General features: G+C 72.3%; 15 protein-coding genes and 1 pseudogene. 4 read left to right on the top strand and 12 right to left on the bottom strand.

Annotated features, from left to right (window positions below):
• Window positions 1-120: 120 nt before the first annotated feature.
• The gene (locus tag Pflav_RS35455; RefSeq protein ID WP_173041064.1) at window positions 121-558 is read right to left on the bottom strand and encodes an ATP-binding protein; all 438 of its coding nucleotides are present in this window, start codon (window positions 556-558) and stop codon (window positions 121-123) included.
• Window positions 555-905, bottom strand: a complete 351-nt coding sequence (locus Pflav_RS35450; RefSeq protein ID WP_173041063.1) for an STAS domain-containing protein — start codon at window positions 903-905, stop codon at window positions 555-557. Before Pflav_RS35450 ends, Pflav_RS35455 begins: the two co-directional genes overlap by 4 nt.
• A gap of 191 nt (window positions 906-1,096) precedes the next feature.
• On the opposite strand from Pflav_RS35450, the gene Pflav_RS35445 reads away from it, so the two are divergent.
• Window positions 1,097-3,379: a DEAD/DEAH box helicase gene (locus tag Pflav_RS35445; RefSeq protein WP_173041062.1), complete on the top strand. Its 2,283-nt coding sequence runs from the start codon at window positions 1,097-1,099 to the stop codon at window positions 3,377-3,379.
• 143 nt (window positions 3,380-3,522) lie between these two features.
• Here Pflav_RS35445 and Pflav_RS35440 read toward each other — a convergent pair whose 3' ends face one another.
• The 8 genes and pseudogenes from Pflav_RS35440 to Pflav_RS35405 all read right to left on the bottom strand — a co-directional run bounded on the left by Pflav_RS35440 (window position 3,523) and on the right by Pflav_RS35405 (window position 10,254).
• Window positions 3,523-3,996 (bottom strand): Rv3654c family TadE-like protein, encoded by a 474-nt coding sequence (locus Pflav_RS35440; protein ID WP_232072282.1) that lies wholly within the window; start codon window positions 3,994-3,996, stop codon window positions 3,523-3,525.
• Between the two features lie 73 nt (window positions 3,997-4,069).
• Window positions 4,070-4,474 (bottom strand): TadE family type IV pilus minor pilin, encoded by a 405-nt coding sequence (locus Pflav_RS35435; protein ID WP_173041061.1) that lies wholly within the window; start codon window positions 4,472-4,474, stop codon window positions 4,070-4,072.
• Window positions 4,471-4,599 carry a DUF4244 domain-containing protein gene (locus Pflav_RS35430; protein WP_173042818.1) on the bottom strand — a complete coding sequence of 43 codons (129 nt, stop codon included), beginning with the start codon at window positions 4,597-4,599 and terminating at the stop codon, window positions 4,471-4,473. Before Pflav_RS35430 ends, Pflav_RS35435 begins: the two co-directional genes overlap by 4 nt.
• 362 nt (window positions 4,600-4,961) lie before the next feature.
• Window positions 4,962-5,675 carry a type II secretion system F family protein gene (locus Pflav_RS35425; RefSeq protein ID WP_173041060.1) on the bottom strand — a complete coding sequence of 238 codons (714 nt, stop codon included), beginning with the start codon at window positions 5,673-5,675 and terminating at the stop codon, window positions 4,962-4,964.
• Window positions 5,672-6,574, bottom strand: a complete 903-nt coding sequence (locus Pflav_RS42975) for a type II secretion system F family protein (RefSeq protein WP_180201292.1) — start codon at window positions 6,572-6,574, stop codon at window positions 5,672-5,674. The genes Pflav_RS35425 and Pflav_RS42975 overlap by 4 nt, the downstream gene beginning before the upstream one ends.
• Window positions 6,571-7,760: pseudogene (locus tag Pflav_RS35415) on the bottom strand (TadA family conjugal transfer-associated ATPase). The gene Pflav_RS42975 and the pseudogene Pflav_RS35415 overlap by 4 nt, the downstream one beginning before the upstream one ends.
• Entirely contained in the window at window positions 7,757-8,851 is a 1,095-nt protein-coding gene (gene ssd / locus Pflav_RS35410; RefSeq protein ID WP_173041059.1) for a septum site-determining protein Ssd, read from the bottom strand. Before ssd ends, Pflav_RS35415 begins: the two are co-directional and overlap by 4 nt.
• Window positions 8,852-8,994: 143 nt before the next feature.
• Entirely contained in the window at window positions 8,995-10,254 is a 1,260-nt protein-coding gene (locus tag Pflav_RS35405) for a M48 family metallopeptidase (protein ID WP_232072280.1), read from the bottom strand.
• A 142-nt stretch (window positions 10,255-10,396) separates the two neighbouring features.
• Here Pflav_RS35405 and Pflav_RS35400 point away from each other — a divergent pair, with 142 nt between their 5' ends.
• Window positions 10,397-11,233: a 1-aminocyclopropane-1-carboxylate deaminase/D-cysteine desulfhydrase gene (locus Pflav_RS35400; RefSeq protein WP_232072278.1), complete on the top strand. Its 837-nt coding sequence runs from the start codon at window positions 10,397-10,399 to the stop codon at window positions 11,231-11,233.
• A 392-nt stretch (window positions 11,234-11,625) separates the two neighbouring features.
• Window positions 11,626-12,435 (top strand): HAD family hydrolase, encoded by an 810-nt coding sequence (locus Pflav_RS35395; RefSeq protein ID WP_173041056.1) that lies wholly within the window; start codon window positions 11,626-11,628, stop codon window positions 12,433-12,435.
• Between the two features lie 271 nt (window positions 12,436-12,706).
• Here the strand turns inward: Pflav_RS35395 and Pflav_RS35390 are convergent, their stop codons facing one another.
• A complete protein-coding gene (locus tag Pflav_RS35390; protein ID WP_232072277.1) occupies window positions 12,707-13,138 on the bottom strand; it encodes a PH domain-containing protein in 432 nt (143 codons plus the stop codon).
• 103 nt (window positions 13,139-13,241) lie between these two features.
• Between Pflav_RS35390 and Pflav_RS35385 the strand changes: the two genes are divergently transcribed.
• Window positions 13,242-14,087, top strand: coding sequence for an NAD(P)-dependent oxidoreductase (locus tag Pflav_RS35385; protein ID WP_173041054.1), 846 nt, complete (start codon window positions 13,242-13,244; stop codon window positions 14,085-14,087).
• On the opposite strand, the gene Pflav_RS35380 is transcribed toward Pflav_RS35385, so the two are convergent.
• Window positions 14,074-14,802 carry a Fic family protein gene (locus tag Pflav_RS35380; RefSeq protein WP_173041053.1) on the bottom strand — a complete coding sequence of 243 codons (729 nt, stop codon included), beginning with the start codon at window positions 14,800-14,802 and terminating at the stop codon, window positions 14,074-14,076. The genes Pflav_RS35385 and Pflav_RS35380 overlap by 14 nt on opposite strands.
• Window positions 14,803-14,917: the final 115 nt, after the last annotated feature.

Raw genomic sequence — 14,917 nt, 5'->3', positions numbered from 1 at the left:
TCTTGCAGATAACCCGCGTACTGTAGCGGCACACCGTGTTCATGGTCACACCGCCCACCGGGCGTGTGACGGTGATATTCGCCGCTGTGTTAGCCGGTTTAGGTCCCGGCGAGTCAGACCTTACTTTGCGACGGGCCAGACCATCCGCACTTCTGTGCCAATGCCGACCTCCACCGGACGCACTTGGAGGTCATCGACGAAGCCGGCAAGCAGTGCAAATCCGACACCGACGGTGAGTGCCTCATCGGTCAGCGACTCGTTGGCCAGCTCGTCCGGAGGGAGTGCGGTGAGGCCCAGCCCTGCCTCGATCGGCGCGCGGTCGATCACCCGAACCGTGTAGCTCTGGTCGTCGCTCATCTCCATCTGCACGAGGTCGGGCAGCCCGTACTGCCGGTGCAGCGCCACCGCCCGCGTGCATGCCTCGCCGATCGCCAGCCGCACCTCGTCGAGCAGCTCCTCGGCCACACCGGCCCGGCGGGCCACCGCCACGCCGACCAGCCGCGCCGTCCGGACATGCACCGGGGCCGGCGAGAACGCGAGTCGGACGGTCGACATCACGCGGCGGGGCCGGATGGGTCCGTCGCCGCCTCCACCGACGGGTACAGGGGAAAGACCTGGTCCAGCGCGGTGATGCGGAAGATCTTCAGCAGCGGCTCTTTGTCGCAGGCCAGCGCGCAACGGCCACCCAGCGGGCGCAGCCGCCGGTGTGCGCCCACGAGCACCCCGAGGCCGGTGGAGTCGAGGAAGTCAACCCGGTTGAGGTCGACCACGATGCTTCGCGCGCCACCGTCGATCAGCTCGTTGAGCCGCTCGCGCAGCCGAGGCGCCGTATATACGTCCACCTCACCGCCGACCTCCAGCACCTGGTGCTCGGCGACAGCGCGGGTCGCAAGCGAGAGCTCCATCGGGGTGCCTCCAGTACTGCCGCCACTTCCTGCCCGAGTCGCCCGTGCCGGCGCGTGTCGACACGTCTTCTCGGTCCTCCCGGAATCTAACCATCGACACGACCCGCGCGGTGAGCCGCCCGGCCAGCACGTTCGGGTTTAGGCATACTCGCCTGTTTGGGTTTTCCGCACACCAGTGCGAGAGTGCTTGCGTGACGACCGTCGCCGAGCCGGCAGAGCTGCTACGCCGGCTGCGTCCCGACTCCGTCACGCACATCGAGCGGGTGCCCACCCGGGCCGGCGAGACAGTGCCTTGGCCGAACTGGGTGCCCGACCCGCTGCGGGAGGCGTTCGCCGCGCGGGGGGTCACCGCGCCGTGGCGGCACCAGGCCGAGGCGGCCAACCACGCGCACGCCGGCCGCCACGTCGTGGTCGCCACTGGCACCGCGTCCGGCAAGTCGATGGCGTACCAGCTGCCCGCGCTCGCCACGATGCTGGAGGACCCGCGCGCCACGGCTATTTATCTAGCACCGACCAAGGCGCTCGCCGCCGACCAGTTGCGCGCCGTCTCGTCGCTCGATATCGATGGTGTACGGCCAGCCTGCTACGACGGCGACACCCCGCGTGAGGAGCGCGAGTGGATCCGGCAGCACTCACGCTTCGTGCTGACCAACCCCGACATGCTCCACCACGGCATCCTCCCGGGTCACGCAGCGTGGCAGACCTTTCTGCGGCGCCTGCGGTACGTGGTCGTCGACGAGTGCCACACGTACCGCGGCGTCTTCGGCTCGCACGTCGCGCACGTGCTGCGCCGCCTTCGGCGAGCGGCCGCCCGCTACGGCCGTACGCCCATCTTCGTGCTGGCCTCGGCGACGTCGGGCGACCCGGCGACGTCCGCTAAGCGGCTCACCGGCCTGGTGGTCGAGGCCGTCACCGAGGACGCGTCGCCGCGCGGCGGGGTGACCTTCGCGCTGTGCGAGCCGCCGCACGTCGAGTCTGTAGCGGCTGGCAGCGATGCGGCCCCGGTCCGCCGCTCGGCGCTGCGGGAGAGTGCCGACCTCTTGGCGGACGCGGTCGTCAACGGGGTACGCACGCTGGCGTTCGTCCGCTCCCGCCGCGGCGCCGAGGCCGTCGCGACGATGGCCCGGCGGTCGCTCGACGAGGCGGTGCCCGGGCTGGGCGCGCGGGTCGCCGCGTACCGGGGCGGCTACCTGCGCGAGGAGCGGCGCGAGCTGGAGGCAGCCCTCCACTCCGGCGAGCTGCTCGGCCTTGCGTCCACAAACGCGCTGGAGCTCGGCGTCGACCTGGTGGGCCTGGACGCGGTCGTGATCTGCGGCTGGCCGGGCACCCGCGCGTCGATGTGGCAGCAGGCCGGCCGGGCCGGGCGCAACGGGCACGAGGCGCTCGCCGTGCTCGTCGCCCGCGACGACCCGCTCGACACGTATTTGGTGCACCACCCCGAGGCGCTCTTCGGCCGGCCGGTCGAGGCGACGGTGCTCGACCCCGCCAATCCGTACGTGCTGGGACCCCAGCTGTGCAGCGCCGCGTACGAGGCGCCACTCACCCGCGCCGACCTCCCCCTCTTCGGCCCGGACGCGCCCGCGGTGCTCGACGAGCTTGTGGCCGAGGGCATCCTGCGCCGCCGCCCCAGCGGCTGGTACTGGACCGGCGAGGGCCGCCCGAGCGTCGACCTGCGCGGCACCGGCGGGCTGCCCGTCTGCGTGGTCGAGGCCGCCACCGGCCGCCTGCTGGGCACGGTCGACCCCGGCTCGTCGCACTTCATGGTCCATACCGGAGCCGTCTACCTGCATCAGGGCGAGTCGTACGTCGTGGACACCCTCGACCTCGACGACGCGGTCGCGCTTGTGCACCGCGAGGAGCCGGAGTGGTCCACCCACGCTCGCGACGTCACCTCGCTGTCCGTGGTGTCGGTGCGCTCGTATGTGGATGCCGGCCCGGTCGGCCTCTTCTTCGGCGACGTCGACGTGACCAGCCAGGTCGTCTCGTACCAGCGCCGCCGCATCGGCTCGGGCGAGGTGCTCGGCACCTGGCCACTGGACCTGCCCACACGCGAGCTGCGTACGACGGCGGTCTGGTTCACGCTGTCACCGCAGTCGCTGGAGGCCGCCGGCGTGGACGACGTGCCGGGCGGCCTACACGCGGCCGAGCACGCCGCCATCGGCCTGCTCCCGCTGGTCGCGACCTGCGACCGCTGGGACATCGGCGGCCTATCGACGGCAGCCCACCCGGACACTGAGACACCCACCGTGTTCGTGTACGACGGACACCCGGGCGGCGCGGGATTCGCCGAGCGCGCGTACAAAATCGCCAGGTCGTGGCTCCAGGCCACGAGAGACGCGATCGACGGCTGCACCTGCGAGACCGGCTGCCCATCGTGCGTGCAGTCACCCAAGTGCGGCAACGGCAACAACCCCCTCTCCAAACCCGACGCGGTCCGCGTCCTGGACGTAGTCCTGGCGTCGCTACCCCACTGACCCTTTCTCACGCCCGCACCAGCGACGGCGCTGCTCTGCGCTGGCTGGTCCGTCGTGGGCGCTGGCGTCGCTACCCGCCGAATCGCACTCACACCCGGCCCAGCGGCGCTAATCCGCGAGGGTCGGCGCCGGCGGCGGCGGCGCTATTCGGTCCGGATGGGGCCGGCGCGGGCGGCGGCGCGGGCTGTGCGGGTGAGGCCGACCAGCGGCGTCACGTCGACTTCGACGGCGACGATCAGGTCCAGGCCGTCCACTGTGCACGCCGCGAGCCGGCCGCCGTTGCGCGACACCAGCTCGCCCGCGCGGGCGCAGGCTGTGTCCGGGCCTTCGAGTATCCGCATCGCGCCGGCGAGAGCACCCAGGTCTGCTGCCGCCCGCGCCTCGTGCCGGGCCACGCGTGCCGCGCCCACAGCGGCGCCGGCCGCCGAAAGGGCGAGCAGCACCAGCCCGACCGCCAGCACCATGATGGTCGCCGCGCCGCGATCCGCCTGCCTGCGCCGCATGGACGCCCGCTCCCACCGGACTTTGCGCTGCTCGTGGCCCTGCTCTGGTCCGCGATCCTCGCGTCGTCGGCGGATCACGGCGTCATTCCCGGCGTCCCGGGCTCCGGTGCTCACGGCGTCATTCCCCGGTGCTCGGGCTTCACTGCCGCGACCGCCGTCGCGTGGCCGTCGTGCTGTCGTTCGGTGGTCATGGCGCCAGCCCCGGCGTCCCAGGCTCTACCGCGGCGACCGCCGTGGCCGTGATCGTGGTACCGGGTAGGCCTCGGCCGATCGCCCGCACCGGGGCTGCCACCGTCGCCGTCACCGTGTCGCCCGACGTCGCGATCGAGACCGTGGCGCCTGGTGGTGCCACTCGCTGTCCTGCCTCTGCCCCGCCCTCGCCACGTGCGGCGGCCAGCGCGGCCTCGCGGGCGGCATCCACGCACTGGGCTTTCGTGGTCACCGCATTCACCGCCGTCAGCCCGGCGAACAGCAACAGCATCAGGGCCGGCAGCCCGGCCGCCAACTCGGCGGTGAACGACCCCCGGTCGCGGCGTGCTCTCCGATCGCGGCCAGTTTGCCGGTCGCGGCCGGGCCGCCGGCCCCGGCTCACTTCAGCGCTCCCTCGATGATGCCGGTGAGCGCTCGTTGGACGCTTGCGCTGGTGACCACCTTCAACAGGACGCCGGCGAACGCGACAGCAGCCATGGTCCCGACCGCGTACTCAGCCGTGTTCATCCCGGCGTCGCCCGCGAGGCGGCGCCTCCTCCAGGCCACGATCCTCCCCGACCCGGCTTCCCACAGCCGAGCGATCAGCTTGCGCACACAAATCCCCTCTCTCTCCGTCGGATCCCCCACACCCGCCGGCCTGGCGGGCGAAGCTTTTTCCTGCCGCCCCGGGGTTTTCTCTCTTCGCCCCGGGTTTTCTCTCTTCGCCCCGGGGCCGTCTCCTTCCGCGTTGCGCTCGCCTCCGCGTTGGCTTTCGCGTCGCGCTTCGCTCGGCGTTGGCTTTCGCGCTTCCCTCCGCGTTGGCTTTTGCGTTGCGCTCCCCGTCGCGTTGGCTTTCGGGTTCGCTTTCCTCGGCGTTGGCTTTCGCTGGCTCAGAGCACGTCGCGTAGGACGGCGATTAGCACTGGCACCAGACCGGCGAGGATGAACGCCGGCAGGAAGCACAGGCCCAGTGGCAGCACGATGAGCACACCCGCGCGGCGGGCGGCGGCCTCGCTGGCCACCGCGCGGTCGGCGCGCAGGTCGTCGGCGAGCCGGGTCAACGCGCCGGCCAAAGCGGCACCGCTGGCGCTCGATCTGACCGCTGCCCGTGCCATCCGCCCGGCGCCGGCCACCATCGCCACGTGGCCCCACGCCTCCGCGGGCTCGGCGCCCAGGCGGAGAGAGCGGGCCACGCGCGCGAGCCGCTCGCCCAAAGGGCCGTCGATCGCCTCGGCTACGGCCGCCGCCGCGTGGTCCACCGGTGCGCCCGCCCGCAGGCCAGCGGCGATCAGGTCGGCGGCGAGCGGCAAGTCGGCAACCTCGCGCAGCCGCCGCGCCCGCGCCTCGGCCGGCTCCAAGCGCCGCAGGAACCGATCGAGAGCAACCGCCACCCCTGCCCCGACCGCCAGCCCCAGCAGGCCGCCCACGAAGAGCGCGACCGCGAAGCCGCCGAGGGCCGCCGCTAGCCGGACCGGATTGGGCCGCCACTGGCGCCGCGTGGTGAGGGTGGCGAGCCCGCGACGGGCTGGCCAGCCGCGTACACCGGCCACGATCGCCGCCGCCGCCGCCAGGCTTACCGCGAGCAACGCTTCCGCCAGCGTCATGCTTCGCTCCCCACACTGGTGCGGCCGGCGACGACCGCCGTCATGCGTGGCCGGGGGCGTGGCCTCGGTCGAATCGTGGCGCCTCGCGGCGATGCCGGCTCGGCCGCCGTCGCCGGCTTCGACGGTGTGGGCTCCGGCCGCACCGTGCCGGCGGAGGCAATGCGATCGGCCCAGACAAGCCCGGCCACCTGGAGCGTCACCGCACCCACGGCGCAGGCGGCGCCGACTGGCGTACGCAGCAGCACCGCCAACGGGTCGACCCCGATGCTGTACCCGAGCGCGATCCCACCCAGCGGCAGGGCGGCGAGCAGCCAGGCCGTCGCCCGCGCACCGGCCGCCTGCGCCGCCGCGGACGCACTTGCGCGGTCCATGGCCCGGGCGTCCGCCTCGATGCGCTCGACCAGGTCGGCGATCGGGGCGCCGGTGCGCTCCGCCAGGCGCCAGGCCGCATCGGTGAGCTGAGCCATCCGGCGGTCTTCGATCGTGGCCGGACCAGCCTGCGGATGGGCGGTACCGGCAGTCGGCGCGGCGCTGGTGGCGGACAGGCCCGCCCGCAGGTCCGCCGCCAACCCGCACAGTGCGTCGAGCGAGCGCGTCCGCATGGCTGCGGCGGCGCGGGAGGACCGCCGCCGCAGCACCGTGCGCACCGCGATGGCCCCGTATCCGCCGGCTACCAACCCGGCGACCGGGCCGGCGAGCAGCGTGCCGGCAAGAGCCGCGAGGACGACCGCCAAGACCATCGCCCGCCGGCTGGAGAGCGCCGCGACCCGCTCCCGCAGGCTGCGTGGCGCTGGCCGCGGCGGGGTCAGCAACCGGGCTGGGCGGCTGCGCTGGGGCCAGGCCAGCACGACGGCCGCAGCGACCAGGCAAGCGGCCGTGACCATCCAGTGCGCGGTCACGGCCGGCCTCCCTCGGCCGAGAGCACCGGCGGCACCAGCACCGAGCGGTCGAGGAACATCCTGGCCAGCGCTCGCGCCGCCGGCCCTGGCCCGTGCCCCCGCCGCCACGCCGGGAGCACGGTCACGAGCCGCTCGCTGCCAGATGGCATCAGCACGCAGATCGAGTCGAGGATCCGCCCGCTACGGGTGCGCCGCACGTGCAGGACGACCTGTAGCGCCGCCGCGGCCTGGGCGTGAAGGGCGGCGCGGGGCAGGCCACCAAGCAGCCCGAGTGCCTCCAGTCGGGCGGGCACGTCGGCTGGCGAGTTGGCGTGCATGGTGCCGGCGCCGCCCTCGTGCCCCGTGTTGAGCGCCGCCAGCAGATCCACCACTTCGGCGCCCCGGCACTCGCCGACCACCAGCCGGTCGGGACGCATGCGCAGTGCCTGACGCACGAGGTTGCTCAGCGTCACCGTGCCCGCGCCCTCCACATTGGAGGTACGTGCCTGGAGACCCACCACGTGCGGGTGCACCGGGCGCAGCTCCGCCGCGTCTTCCACCAGCACGATCCGCTCGCTATGTGGCACCAGGCCGAGCAGGGTGTTCAACAATGTGGTCTTTCCGGAGCCCGTGCCGCCCGTCACCAGGTACGCCAGGCGGGCACCCACGATCGCCGCCAGCAGCGTCGCGATCGGCTCCGGCACGGTGCCCTGCTCGATCAGCTCGTGCAGCGTGAAGGGTCGCTGGCGAAACGTGCGCAGCGACAGGTACGGCCCTCGGTGGCCACCGGTGGCAGCACGGCGTGCAGCCGAGTGCCGTCGGCCAGGCTCGCGTCGACGCACGGGCTGGCGTCGTCGAGGCGCCGCCCACACCCAGCCGCCAGCCGCTGGGCGAGCCGCCGCACCTCGTCGACGCCGCCGAGCACAGTGGACACGCGCTGCAACCCGCTACCGCGGTCGACCCAGACGTCCCGCCCGTTGACGAGCACGTCGGTGACCGTCGGATCGGTCAGGTACGGCGTCAGCGGCCCCGCGCCGACCAGGTCACTGTGCACCTGGTTGGCGAGGCGGAGCACGGCGCTGTCACCGAGGACCGCGCCAGCCGGCTCGCTGCGCACCGCCGATACCACCGCTGACGGGGTCGCCTCCACACCCTCGACGGCGAAGCGGCGGCGCACCCGGCTCGCCAGATCGATCTGCCCGTTCATGCCGCGGCCTCCATCGACGTGCCGGTCAGCTCGGCCACAAGGCGCTGGCACAGCGTGGCGAGCGGACCGCGGCCCTTCGACGTAGGCGCCACGCCGTGCTCCAGGCTGCGGGACAGCGCCGGCTCAGGACGCAGGGTGCCGGCCAGCGGCATGCTGAGCGAGTCGGCGATGTCGCGGGCGCGGAGCCGGCCGGGAGTGGGGCCGCGCACGATCAGCCCCACGTCGGCGCAGTGCAGGCGGGTGAGCGCGGCGATCCGGGCGGCGGCAGCGGCGGCCCGGATCTCGGCCGGCACCACCAGGTAGACCCGGTCGGCCGCCTGCAACGCCACCACCGCCGCGTCGTCGAACTGTCGCGGCAGATCCACGACCACCAGGTCGCAGGCGCGCCGGCCGGCGTCCATCGTCGCCGCCATCGCCTCGGGCGGCAGGCCGACAAGCTCGCCGCGATCCCACGAGAGCACCACCAGCCCACCACGGTGCGGCAGCGCCCCCACCAGCGCATTCGCGTCGATCCGGCCGTCGGCCTCGCTGAGCGCGGGCCAACGCAGACCTTCGAGGTCTTCCCAACCCAGCACCAGGTCGAGCCCGCCGCCAAGCGGGTCGGCGTCGACAAGGAGCGAGCGGAGGCCGGCCCGCTTCGCCGTCACGGCCAGGCCGCTGGCCAGCACGCTCGCTCCGGCGCCGCCCCGCCCGCCGACCACGCCGATCACCCGCCCGTGCCCCGGGCTCGGCAACCGCTCGGCGAACCGCTCCACCAGCCACCCCTCGGCCGCCGGCAGCATCGCCACGTGCTCGGCGCCCAGCGCTTCGGCAAGCTGCCACGGGTCGTCCGGGTACCCAGATGATCTGCCGACCAGGACGACGCGAGGGCGGCGAGGCAGGGCCGCGCGCAGTGCGGCCTTGGCCTGGTCCATGCCGATCAGGACGAGCGGAGCGCCCGCGTATTTCGATCGGGCGGCCGCCGGATCCGGTGCGATCTCAAGCTCGCAGCCACCGGCGGCGGCCAAGCGGAGGAGGTCTTCGAGGAGGTCGCTCTCGGCGGTGACCAGCAGCGGCAGGCGGTGAGCGGCGGGCAAGGACTGCAGTGGCATTCGCTGCTCCTAGGGGCGGTTGCGGCAATGCCAATACCGTTCCGCCGGGAGCGCGCCGAGCCAACGCCACCAAGATCAATCTGTGGATAACCAGAGGGCCTGTGGAAAACGCCCGAAAACCGGGTCGATCTGCTAGACGGGACTCAACCGCCCCAGCTGATGTCCCGCACGATCCGCTCGTAATGCCTGGTCAGCTCGCTGTCGATCCGCTCGAGCCGGGCCTCCGTGAGCGTCACAGCCGCCGCGTGCGACTGCCGTTCCCGAATCATCCTGGAACGCAGGCCCTGCGGCGGATGCGACGCGAAGAGCGATGCCCGGTCCCGCACTGACAGCTGGCGCATCGCCGGCAGGCTCGCGGCGGCCGACGCCCGCGCCTCGTCCGCCGCGATCCGCCACCGATCCGGCCCGTGCCCCGCGCGGGCCTCCCGACGCACGACCATTTCGATCGCGTCACTCAGGAGAAACGCGTCCAACATGCTGGCGGCGGCGGCCGAACCACCCGCCTTCGCGGCCAGCTCGTCAGCCAGGTACTCGGCACGCTGCGAATCGCGCTGCCCCAGCCACACGAGCAGCACGTGAGCCCCGAAGAGCAGCCGCGCCAGCAGCCGCTGCACCCCCTCCACCAGCATCTCGCCCAACCGCTCCACGCCGGTAGCCGCGGTCTCCACCGGACGCACCAAGTCCGCGGCCGTGCCCAGCATCGTGAAGGCCGGCTGGGTGAGCAGCGTCCGCCGAACGTCGCCGTTCACGAAATGGCCCATCTCGTGCCCGAGAAGCGCCACCCGCTCCTGCGGCGGCAGCGCACCCCACGCCGGAAGGCCGATGCAGAGCACGCGGACTCGGCGCAAACCCACCGAGCCGGCGTACGCGTTGAAGCCGTCATCCAGCGCCACCACATCCGGCGCCGGCGCGGCTACGGCGGCCGCCACCTCGTCCACGAGCTCGAACAACGCTGGCGCCCGCTCCCGGTCGAGCACCTCGGCCGACGCGTCCAGGTGGCCGAAGCGGGGTCGCAGCGTGGCGGCCAGGCCCAACGCAGCCAACCCGAACGGGATCGTCAGCGATGGGAAATCGTGCACCACCAGCCACACACCAAACACCGCGAGAAGTGCCACGAGCACAAGCAGCAGGACCGAAATCCCAATGGTCACCACCCGCGCGAGGCCAGGTCCGCGCCGGTCGAGGCGGTCGGCAACCAGGGTGTCGAACTGGCTACGCGACAGCCGGTACGCCAGTCGGTGGGTGCGCCTATCGATCCACCGCCACCCGAACTCCGGCCGGCGGCGGGCCGGCTCGTAAAGGTCGAGCTGCCATTCGCAGCTTGGGCACCATGGCGTGGCATCACTGACGGAGACGGTGGCGGCGGAGCATTCGACGCAGGTGGCACCGCCGAGAGGGCTCACGATCACACGGGTACATGTTTCCATGGCGGCCGGTGACTTGTGTTCGGCCGAAGGTATCGACAAGCGCCGGCATCGGTACCGTGGGCGGGTGTTGGGCGGTTTGGCTCCGGTCCGGCCGTTTGAGCCGCGGGTGCCGTCGCCGGTGTCTGAGCTGCGCGATGAGCGGCTGGCGCCGTTCGGGGTGCGGCTCCACCTCAAGCGCGACGACCTGATCCACCCGGAGATCCCGGGCAACAAGTGGCGCAAGCTGAAATACAACCTCGCCGCCGCGCGCGAGCAGGGCCACCGCACGTTGCTGACCTTCGGCGGCGCCTACTCCAACCACATCCGCGCCGTCGCCGCCGCTGGCCGCTACTTCGGCTTTGCCACGATCGGCGTCATCCGCGGCGAGGAGCGCCTTCCGCTCAACCCCACGCTGGCGTACGCGACGGAATGCGGCATGCGCCTCGTCTACCTCGACCGCACGGCCTACCGCACCAAGGCCGACCCGCAGGTCATCGCCGGCCTGAGGCGTAGCTTCGGAGACTTCTACCTGGTGCCGGAGGGCGGCAGCAACGCCCTGGCCGTACGCGGCTGCGCCGAACTTCCGGCGGAGATCCCGTTCGCGTTCGACCACATCTGCTGCCCGATCGGCACGGGCGGCACCCTTGCCGGCATCGCACTCGGCCTCACGGACGGGCAGCACGCGACGGGGTTCTCGGCGTTGAAGGGCGGCGACTTCCTGGCCAACGAGGTCCGGCGGCTCCAGGCGGAATATGGCCAGGTCACCGCCAACTGGTCGGTCGAAACGGGCCACCACTTCGGCGGCTACGCACGCCGCACGGCCGAGCTGGACGATTTTATCAAAGACTTCGAGGAACGACACGCGATCGCGCTGGAGTGGGTCTACGTCGCGAAGATGCTGTACGGCGTGTTTGCGCTGGTCCGCGCAGGGCACTTCAAGCCCGGCAGCGTCATCGTCGCGGTGGTCACCGGCTAGAAGATCCACATTGGCCGGCGCAACCCCTCTGAGCAGGGGGATAAACGCTTTCACAACGAGGACGACCCCCGCCGGGGGAGGCGGGGGTCGTCTGGGGTCCGGCTCCGGGGGGTCGAGCCGAAACCCACTCAGCGGTCACGGGGGGTGCAACCGCCGAGAGCTTTCACGGACACGTCGCGTAGGGACGTGAAACCGTGTCGTAAACAAGCATGCCTGAGTGGACCGGCGCGCGTCGAGTGGCGTTTGCCGCAACTATCACGACACGCCGACTCAATACGGTGATCCGGGTCGCCGTGTCGCTGATCGGCGGCTCAGAACCGCAGGTCGGCGGCGCGACGGCCGGGACCCCGGGCACCCGCTGACCTTACGCCATCCAGCTACACTGGCGCGTCGTGGGCCGGAGTGCCGCCTTTTTTGACCTGGACAAGACGGTGATCGCTAAGTCGAGCGCGTTGGCGTTCGGCCGGCCATTCTACCGGGATGGGCTGATCACGCGCCGCGACGTGGTGAAGTCGGCCTATGCGCAGCTGATGTTTCGGCTGGGTGGCACCGACGAGCAGAGCATGGCGCGCACCCGTGACTACCTCGCCGAGCTGTGCAAGGGCTGGCAGGTCGACCAGGTTCGCCAGATCGTTACAGAGACGCTGCACGAGCTGATCAACCCGTACGTGTACGCCGAGGCCGCGGCCCTGATCGAGGAGCACCAGGCGGCCGGGCGGGACATCGTGCTGGTCTCCGCGTCGGGCGAGGAGATCGTGCGGCCGATCGGCGAGTTGCTGGGGATCACCGACGTGATCGCCACGCGGATGACGATCGAGGACGGGCGGTACAACGGCCAGGTCGAGTTCTACGCCGCGGGCCCGAGCAAGGCCACAGCCGTCACCGAAATGGCCGAGGAGCGCGGCTACGACCTGGCCGAGTCGTATGCCTACTCCGACTCGATCAGCGACGCCCCGCTGCTGGAGACGGTCGGCCACCCCACCGCGGTCAACCCAGACCGCATGCTGCGCCGCCTCGCCACCGAGAACGCCTGGCCCGTGCTGGAATTTCGTCACCCGATCCCGCTGGGCCGGCGGCTGCGGGAGCGCCCGGCCGTGCCGGTGGCCGCGGCCGCGATCGGCGTGGGCGTGGGGGTCGCGATCGGCATCGCGTGGTACGGGCGGCACCGCCGCTCGCGCACAATCAGCAAAACAGACCAGTAGTCACCCATCGTCACCCAATCTCGCCGAAAGCTAGCGATCATGACCAGACCGGCGTAGAACGAGGAGTGCGGACCCCGCTGAGCGGGCTCCGTGCACGGCCACCGGGCGCCCACGCGCGACCAGCCGCGGCAGGCGCGTTGCGGCGGGACCGTCGAGGACCGCTGACAACGATTTTGTAGGTGCACGCTTGGTAACCCGGATGGACGTGGGGTGACGGCGCCTCGGGTCCTGAGGCGCCGTCCACGTGTCCGCCGGGAAAACCCAGGCAGGCTCAGGCGGGCGACAGGCGCAGCGCGGCCGCGTGCCGCTCGCGCAGGTCGTGGTACACCGCGCGGAAGACCCCCGGCTGGTTGTGGAAGTCGACGCCCTGTGCCCACAGCGACGTCGGCACATCGCCTCCGTCGGCCCGCTCGATCAGCACCGTCGTCCCGCTCGGGATCTCCAGCCGCCCGATGCGGTGTGCGGCCTGGTGGAGGCGGACGTGCTCGACCTGGCGCCACGCGATCGTGCGGGACCGGACCAGCCCGCGCACCCGCACGCCGTACTCACTGACGTAGACACCCATGCGCGCGATCCGCCAGCAGCCCACCACCCACAGGACGGCGAGACCGAGGCCGAGCGCGAGGACCCGGAAGCCGCCCAGCTCGAATAGCTCGACGGTGGTCCAGCCGAAGATCGCAAGCGCGGCGAGCTCCCACACCATGATCAAACGACGGCCCCTGCCTGGGGCATAGGGTCGATGCCATCGAAGGCTCACCCGCCAAGGGTAGCCACGAGACCCACCGAAGAGGCCCTACCCTCCGCTCATGGCAATCGGGATCGTGAGTCCGGGCTTCATGGGAGCGGCGCTGGGCGGCGCGTTGCGGAGTGGTGGCGCGCGGGTGGTGACCACACTTCAGGGCCGGTCTGCGCGGAGCGGAAGACTTGCCGAGGCGGCCGGCCTAGAGGTGCTGGGCAGCATCGACGACGTGACCAGCGCCGCCGAGGTAATCCTGGTGGTGACGCCGCCGGGCGCGGCAAGCGACGCGGCCGAGCGGATAGCGGATTCCGCCCGGCGCACCGGGGGACGGCCGCTGGTCGCCGACCTCAACGCCATCGCGCCCACCACCGTCGCGGCGATCGAGGCCACGCTGGCCGCAGCCGGCCTCGACCTCGTCGACGGCTCGATATCCGGCCCACCGCCGACCACCCGACCCGGTGCCCGCATCTACCTTTCCGGTCCGCGGGCGGACGAGATCGCCGCCCTACCCTGGCGCGACGTCCGGCCCGTCGTCGTGCCCGGAAGGACCGGCCGGGCGAGCGCGGTCAAGATGTGCACCGGAAGCGTCTACAAAGGAGTGACGGCGATCCTGGCCCAGGCCATGCGGACCGCTGACCACTACGACGTACTCGATGAGGTCCTTGAGGATCTTGGTGACGAGGCCGATCCGGGCGCGGTGGCCGTGGCCGCGACGAAGGCCGCCAGGTTTGCCGAGGAGATGCGGGAGATCGCGTCCGCGCAGCGCGCGGCCGGGCTGACACCCGCGCTCTTCGAGGCATTTTCCGAGGTGTACGAGGACATCGCCGCGACCGACCTGGCGAACGGTGATCCAGAGACCACCTCCCGGGATGTACCACCTGGCGAGGTGGCCCGGCGGCTCAGGCGACCGTAGTCGAGGCGGCGTCCTCCAGCTCCTCCGCAGCGACCACCACGGCCTGGGTGTAGTGGCGGACCCAGGCGCGCAGGCCGTCCGGCGTACCCGTGGCGAAGGCGTTGGCGGCGCCCACGTACTCGGGCTCGCGGGCCAGGTGCCCGACGTCGACGGCGAGCAGCCCGCGCGGGTCGAAGCCCGTCGCGATCAGCGTGAGGCGCGCGGCCGCCCGAGCCACGATGCCGGACGGGCCGGCGAAGGGGCGCAGGGCGAGCAGCTCACCGTGTACGACGGCGGCGAGCACCAGCGGCGACACGCTCGTGCCACCCGCGACAAGGTCCATCAGCGCGTCCAGGCGGGGACCCGGCGCGGCGGGGCGGCCGAGCGCGTCCTCGTCCACGACGTCACGGGCGGCGAGCACGTGCACCCGGGCGAGCACCTGTCGCGGGGCGGCGGACCACCGCTCGGCGAGGCCGCCCAGCGCGCCGGCGACGCGCAGCGCACCCTGTACCACCGGATCGGTCACCGTGCCCGCGCGGACGGCCTCGCGCTCATACGCGTACCCCTCGAGGGCGGCGCTGGCCACCGCGGACCGCAAACTGACCTCGGCCGCGACCTGCCCGCCCTGGCGGCGCAAGGCGCGGTGCCGCATGGCGGCGTCGGCCCGGTCGCGCGCGGACGCCACCGCCTCGCGCACGCCGGCGAGATCGACAAGGGGAACGAGCGGATCAGCCACGGTTTCTTACCGTAACCGGCGTGACCAGGGGTGCGCGAAACCTGCTCGGGACTGTTCGTAACAGGCTCGAAACGGCAAGATATGCGCAGGCGCACCCGGCCGCCGCAACGATCGC

The organism is Phytohabitans flavus, assembly GCF_011764545.1.
GTDB lineage: Bacteria > Actinomycetota > Actinomycetes > Mycobacteriales > Micromonosporaceae > Phytohabitans > Phytohabitans flavus.
The sequence above is the reverse complement of the archived record's forward strand: the minus strand, read 5'-3'. Positions and strand labels throughout refer to the sequence as shown.